This window comes from Haloarcula nitratireducens (genome assembly GCF_019599505.1).
Window position 1 is genome coordinate 75,628 of sequence record NZ_RKLT01000013.1, and the last position, 6,513, is coordinate 82,140.

General features: G+C 52.0%; 7 protein-coding genes. All 7 read right to left on the minus strand.

Annotation, left to right across the window (positions count from 1 at the left end; translation table 11 throughout):
• Positions 1 to 50: 50 nt before the first annotated feature.
• Positions 51 to 1,334, minus strand: a complete 1,284-nt coding sequence (locus tag EGH23_RS19405) for a TRAP transporter large permease (RefSeq protein ID WP_220581640.1) — start codon at positions 1,332 to 1,334, stop codon at positions 51 to 53.
• Entirely contained in the window at positions 1,327 to 1,905 is a 579-nt protein-coding gene (locus EGH23_RS19410; protein ID WP_220581641.1) for a TRAP transporter small permease, read from the minus strand. The genes EGH23_RS19405 and EGH23_RS19410 overlap by 8 nt, the downstream gene beginning before the upstream one ends.
• A gap of 70 nt (positions 1,906 to 1,975) precedes the next feature.
• Entirely contained in the window at positions 1,976 to 2,341 is a 366-nt protein-coding gene (locus EGH23_RS19415; protein ID WP_220581642.1) for a universal stress protein, read from the minus strand.
• 144 nt (positions 2,342 to 2,485) lie between these two features.
• Positions 2,486 to 3,454 (minus strand): TRAP transporter substrate-binding protein DctP, encoded by a 969-nt coding sequence (gene dctP, locus EGH23_RS19420; protein WP_220581643.1) that lies wholly within the window; start codon positions 3,452 to 3,454, stop codon positions 2,486 to 2,488.
• A gap of 203 nt (positions 3,455 to 3,657) precedes the next feature.
• Complete coding sequence (locus EGH23_RS19425; protein ID WP_220581644.1) at positions 3,658 to 4,632, minus strand: C-terminal binding protein; 975 nt, start codon at positions 4,630 to 4,632, stop codon at positions 3,658 to 3,660.
• Positions 4,633 to 5,128: 496 nt separating this feature from the next.
• Positions 5,129 to 5,914 carry an IclR family transcriptional regulator gene (locus EGH23_RS19430; protein ID WP_220581645.1) on the minus strand — a complete coding sequence of 262 codons (786 nt, stop codon included), beginning with the start codon at positions 5,912 to 5,914 and terminating at the stop codon, positions 5,129 to 5,131.
• A gap of 225 nt (positions 5,915 to 6,139) precedes the next feature.
• Positions 6,140 to 6,513: IS630 family transposase (locus EGH23_RS19435; protein WP_220581646.1), on the minus strand; the 374-nt coding region annotated here is incomplete at its 5' end.

Consider the following 6,513-nt stretch of genomic DNA (forward strand, 5'->3'; position numbering starts at 1 on the left):
TTGTAAGGATGTGAGAGATTAGAATTTGTCACGGAAGCAAATGTCAGCAGTCAGAACCCGGCTAATCGGGGGAATGCGAGCGTAAGTTCCGGGAAATAAATAATCGCGAGTAGAACTGCGATGTCGGCAACGTAGAACGGGACAATCTTCTTGCTGATTTCCCAGACAGGCCGTTCCGAGACACTAGAAGCCGCAAATAGACAGATGCCAAGTGGTGGCGTAATGAGCCCGAAGTTCAACGTCACGATGAACATAATCCCGAACTGATATGCCGGGATTCCGAGGGTCTGTGCAATCGATGCGAGGGTCGGCGCCAGAATAATCGCCGCAGCACCAATTTCAAGCCAGGTACCAACGAATAGCAAAACGAGCCCGATTACCAACATGAACGCGATAGGTCCGAGTCCCATCTCAATCAGAGCCGCCGCGAGTTCTCGGGTGATGCCTTCCTTTGCGAGCATCCACGACAAGATAGACGCAAATCCGATGATTGCGTATAGCTGAGTCGATCGTTCAAGCGTGACGCTTAGTGATTCGCGAATATCATCTCGACCTAGTGTCCGGTAAAAGACGCCACCAATTAACAGCGCGTAGACGCATGCGATTGCTGCGGCTTCTGTCGGCGTGAACACTCCACCAAGGATGCCCCCCAGGATGATCGCGGGCATCGTCAGCGCAACCAGCGAATCAAAGATTAGCGACGGGACCTCTCCTCGGGGGACATCGGGTGAGTGGCTGGGGTAGTTCTGTCTCACCGAGAGTACGCCGGTAATGACCATTAGCGCGGCTCCCAGCATAAGGCCAGGAACAACCGCTGCGGCAAATAGGGCCCCGATGGACGTGCTGGTGACTGAGCCGTAGATGACGATAATAATGCTCGGTGGGATAATCGGTCCGACAATCGACGAAGCCGCTGTGATGGCAGAACTGAAGTCCTGATCGTACCCCTCTTCAGTCATTGACGGAATAAACACCGAGCCGAGCGCAGCGACGTCGGCTACTGCAGCCCCAGTAATACCGGCGAAGAACAGGCTCGCGAGGACGTTCGCCTGTGCGAGTCCACCTCGAATCCGACCGATAGTGTAGTTGGCAAACCGGACGATCCGGTCCGTGATCTCGGAATTGTTCATCAATTCGCCAGCCAGTAAGAAAAACGGAATCGCCAAGAGTACGAAGGAGTTCAGACCACTGAATATCCGCGTTACTCCGGTGGTCATTGACTCTCCAGCAATAAATAGCCAGAGGTAGGAGACGGTCCCAATGGCGAACGCGATGTCGATCCGCGCGAAAATAAGCGCGAGCAGGATAGCCAGCAGTGGAACGAGTTCAATCATGCTGGCTCCCCTCCCCATCTGCCTCCGTGTAATGGGTCTCCAATGTTTCTGTCTGTCCGAAGATCACCAGACGGATGAACCGTGCGCCGGAAAAGAGAGTTACTAGGGCGCCGGTGATAGGGATGATCATATAGACCCAAATCATCTGGAATTCAAGAGCCGGCGCGGTTGCTCTGAGCCCGGCCTCAAGACAGTACTGGATACCGAAGTTAGTCCAGATGAGCCCGGCGAACACGTACAGTAACATCGTCGCACTCTGCAGTCTGTACTGCGTCTGCTTGCTGAACTTATCGTAGACGATTGCCACATTGAGATGATCGTCGGAGTTGACGAGTGAGGCAGTCATAAGGAGTGCGAACCAAGTCATAAGATACCGCGAAAGCTCGTTGGCCCAGAGGAGCGACTCACTAAATACGTACCGCATCACAACGTTGAGGACCACCACGCTGACGAGGATTGATAGAAGAACCAGACAGAACTGCCTGAGCCGTCGATCGAGGCTCTGGATGACTTCATCGAAGCGCTTCGTGGCGTGGTAGGCTTGGCTACCTTCTTCGATGTTTAGCGTCAACATCCCGAGTGACACCTCCGGTTAGAACCTCCTGTCGCCGCTCCAATTCCCATTGATCCACGGATAGCAGTCATGGCCTGTCGCCTCCTTCGCCCTCCGCGTCGACTGACACGACTGTCACCGGCACGTCTGAGTCCAGAATAACCGACTGCGTCACGCTTCCGAATATAACCTTCCCAGCAGGCGACCGCTGACGGCCGCCGACCACGATATGGTCGACGTCGCGGTCCGCTGCGACACCGACGATCATATCCGCGGGATTCCCCTCAGCGATGAGAGCTTCGACCTGAAAGTCACTGTCGCGTAACTCGTCCCGGATCGTGGTGACGCTCTCAGGAACCTGGCTGTGTTCTCTCATCGACACGGTCCCACCGAGATCTGACTCAAGTTCGTCAAAAACGTACAACAGCGTAACCTGAACCTCGTCTCGTCGCATCGGGAACTCGGCTAGAGCAGTGGATTGCTGTAGGGAGCGTGTATCGTCGGTCGTTGTAATCGGACTGAGTATTTCGTACATACTTGTTGGAAATAACTATTGATTGGGCTGTTGCGCTGCTCGGTCCCGTCTACAATGGGTTCGCTACTGGTATCCTAGGTCCTTCTCGGCCTGTTTGATCGCGTCCTGCATCTGGTCGACCAGTTCGGGGTTATCCATCTTTTCGCGCACAAGCTCGCCGACGGGCTCTTGAGTCGCCTTGCGGAAGTCCTCGATGACATCCTGAGGCGGGTCGTAGACCGTGACGCCAGCTTCTTCAACGGTCTGGACCCCACGTCTGCGCTGGATACGGTTGATTTTCCGGGCGTCTTTAGACGCTAAGTGGCCCGCGTCGATGACCAGTCGCCGGTAATACGGTGGTAGACTCTGGAACCACTCTTCATTAGCGTGGATGAAGTTCATCGTGAATACGTGGCGGTCTAGGATGATGAAGTCAAGGACCTCGTGCAAGTCGCCGGAAATGACAGTCGGAATAGAGTTCTCCTGCCCATCGACGACACCCTGATCGATTGCCTGGTACAGTTCGTTCCAGTCAATCGGTGTCGGATTCGCACCGAGCTCGCTGACCAGCTTTTGGTGGGCTTCAATCTGCATCGTCCGGATGTCGAGCCCTTTCATGTCGTCTATGGATTTGATCTTTGAGCCCGCGATGCCGAACGATCGGAATCCGCCGTTATCGTACCACGTCAGCATGCGAAGCCCAGTTTTCTCACGGAAGTCTTTCCAGAGTGTGTCGCCGAACTTCTTATCGAAGACGTAGTTTGCTACTTCGACGTTACGGAACGCGTACGGGAGGGCGTACACATTGATATTCGGGTAGAATGGGGCGAGGTGACCTTCGGCAGTCGAACCAACGAGCTCGAGCGAACCCGACTGGTTCTGTTCAATCATCTCTCGGAGGCTTCCAAGAGCACCGCCAGGCGAGACCTCGATAGTGAAGTTGCCGTTTGTCGCGGATTCGATGTAGTTCTTAAACGTCATCGCCGCACGGTGCTGGTGCTGAGTAATGTCTTCCGGGCCCGAGTGTCCGAGCGTTACGGTCATCTCAGGCATCTCGACACCCCCCTCACCATCGGATTGAGAGTTACCTCCCCCATTACCAGTAATTGAACTGCAACCGGCAGTCGCTGCAAGCCCTGCCGAGGCCGTTAGTGCTCCAGCTCTATGCAGGAATGTGCGCCTATCTTGGGGCATAGCGACTGTGTGTATACCCTCATCATAAATAAAAGTTGTCTATTATAATCCATTATATCATATCACAAACTCACCTGCTCATGGTTGGCGAATCCATGGGGCTGGTCACCTTGAATAACATTGACGATATTCTCGGCGGCCTTTCGACGCAGTTCGGTCAGCGACGCCTCAGAGTACCACGCTACGTGAGGCGTCACCACCAAATCATCGTGTTCAAACAGGGGAGATTCGTGTGTCGGCTCCTCCTCCATTACGTCGAGGCCAGCACCGGCAATCTCATCTTCAACAAGTGCTTTGTTCAGCGCTGTCTCATCAATTATCGGTCCACGAGATGTATTGAGGAGAAACGCCGAGTCCTTCATCTGTGCGAAGGCGTTGTCGTCGAACATATGGCAGGTTTCCTCGACAAGCGGCGTATGGATCGAGATGATGTCCGACTCAGACAGAAGTGTGTCAAAGTCGACTTTTTCGACCGGATGGTCGACGATATCGTCCTCGGATAGGTATGGATCGTAGGTGACGTACTCGAAATTGAAGCCGGCGGCCAGATCAGCGAACCGTCGTGGTATCTTGCCGAACGCCACGAACCCGACCGTTTTCCCGGTCAACGATTCTATCGGTCGACCGTTCTTCCAGTCCCAAGTGCTAGACTTGACTTCGCTGTCGTACTGTGCTGTCCTCCTAGCTAGTGTCAGGAGGAGTGAGAATGCGTGGGTTGCGACCTCCTCCTCGCAGTACGAAGGTACATGCGTGACTGCAACTCCGTGCTCACTCGCGGCCTCAATATCGATGTTGTCAACACCAATACCGTACCGAGACACGACTGATAAGTTCGGTAGTTCCGACAGCACCGACTCGGTCACCTGTGCATACTGGACGATGAGTCCATCGGCGTCCGACGCTAAGTCGATGAGTTCAGCCTCGCTTTTCGCAGAACCGGCAGTCACGTCCACGCCGATATCGGCTGTTTCGAACACGGATGTCTCTGTTTCAATATCTGGGAAATCCGTCTGGGATATAGCTATCTCAAACGTCATCAATAAGACCGCGACGGCCGGAGTATAAAAAAATGGGGGCTATACGTCGGGTCGTGTTTATCTATGGAAATTCTGCTCTGTTGAATAACGGTGCTTGGGGTAGGAGGCGGAAATTGAGTCGGCATATGAATGGTTGATAGTCGTGGTCTCAAAATCGGTAGCACTTCACCTCAACTCAGGGACCGTATTTGACAGACCAAGCTTTTCGAAAATTAAAGCGAAGGAAATCTCGTCATTTCTGAATTACTTCAGCCACACGACTGGAACCAGTCGAAAATGATTGTAGAGAGACTCTCGCTGCCATAATGATCTAGACCAAACACTACCTACAGAATCGTGAGTGGATTTAATATTAATAAATCGTCTGCAACATTGGTTGGTTGGAGACCGTTGTCGGATATGGATATGTTCAAACACCTCAAACCAGATTCAAGAGAAAATTGGCACCGAGGAAACAACTCAGCATTAGGGAGAACTCTTGTAAACGCAATATGCGTCAAGACTCGGTGGGAAGATAATAATTGTATTGTAGTTCGATAACGTTGACCGTATTTTGCACGGCCTCAACAAGTTCGGGCTCTATACCATCATTCCAGAGCCGGCTCCGAGGTCCAGAAACACAGACAGCACCGACTGGCTTGTTGGAATTTTCTCCCATAATTGGGACGCCGATTGCTGTTATGCCCTTGCGGCGGTCTTCGTCTTCAATCGAGTACCCACGTTCACGAGTCACTTCAAGTTCCTCTATAAGAGCTTCGCGATCAGTGATTGTATGTTCAGTTTTTGAGGGCAATCCGTACTCATCTATGATCTCGTGGACGCGCTTCGAAGGGAGTTCTGACAAGAGTGCTTTGCCTAATGCTGTCCAGTGGAGGTGTGTCCGTTCTCCGGTCGGAGCGTTGTCGTATATTGCACCTTCCGGCACTTCGGACTTGTACACGAGCACCCGTTGACCATTCTCCTCAACCCCAAGATTTGCAGCTTCGCCGACTTCCTCAGCAAGACTATTTATATGTTGTTTGGCCGCACGATATACCCTCTGACGCCTCCGTACATAGCCGCCGTGATCTAAAAATTTCAGACTCAGATCGTATTTTCCGCCCTCTTTACGAACGTATCCTTGCGTTTTTAATGTGTTTAAATGAACTTGAGCTGTACTATCTGGGATACCGAGGTACTCTGCGAGTTCTGTCACTTGAACAGGTCCGATTTTCTGGATTGTGGTTATTATATTGAATGCCTTTTCAACCGCTGCTAACGTGTTCTCTGTTGTATCTTTCATATTCGTAAATGGTGTGTTCCGTAGAGGATGTATGAATGTTTCGTTTGAAGCTCTGATTCAATATCGTTAAATTTCAGTCCCCGTCTTCGAAAGAGGGGAGTTGCTGTATGGGAATATCAGGAGTACAATTGTTATTTACTAGCTCTAGAATCAGGTTGACCTATAGTAACGATTAGAACTTCCGCTCAAACAACGTTGAGTGATCGGTACTGTCTATAATAGTCATTAGAAGTAATTACTCATTTCTGGAAGAGATAGCTGGCCAAGAGCGGTGTCGATCGCCGAAGTTAGTTCATCGAGCGAGTCAAAGAATCGGTTGCTAAGAGCGTCTTGGAGTTGTCGCCAGCACTCTTCAACAGGATTGAGCTCTGGCGAATACGACGGTAACGTCACGAAGGCGAGGTCGTCACGGGCCGCTAGGTCCGTGACGGCCGACGCCTGGAAATACGGCGCTCCATCTAGAACGACGATCAAGTCATCTTCGAACTCTTTGCATAATGCCAAAATGAAATGTTTTGCGTGGTCGGCGGTGACGTACTCTTCGAATCGGGAGAAAAAGCGATCACCGTCCTCGGTGATCGCGCCTAGCAGACACGTCC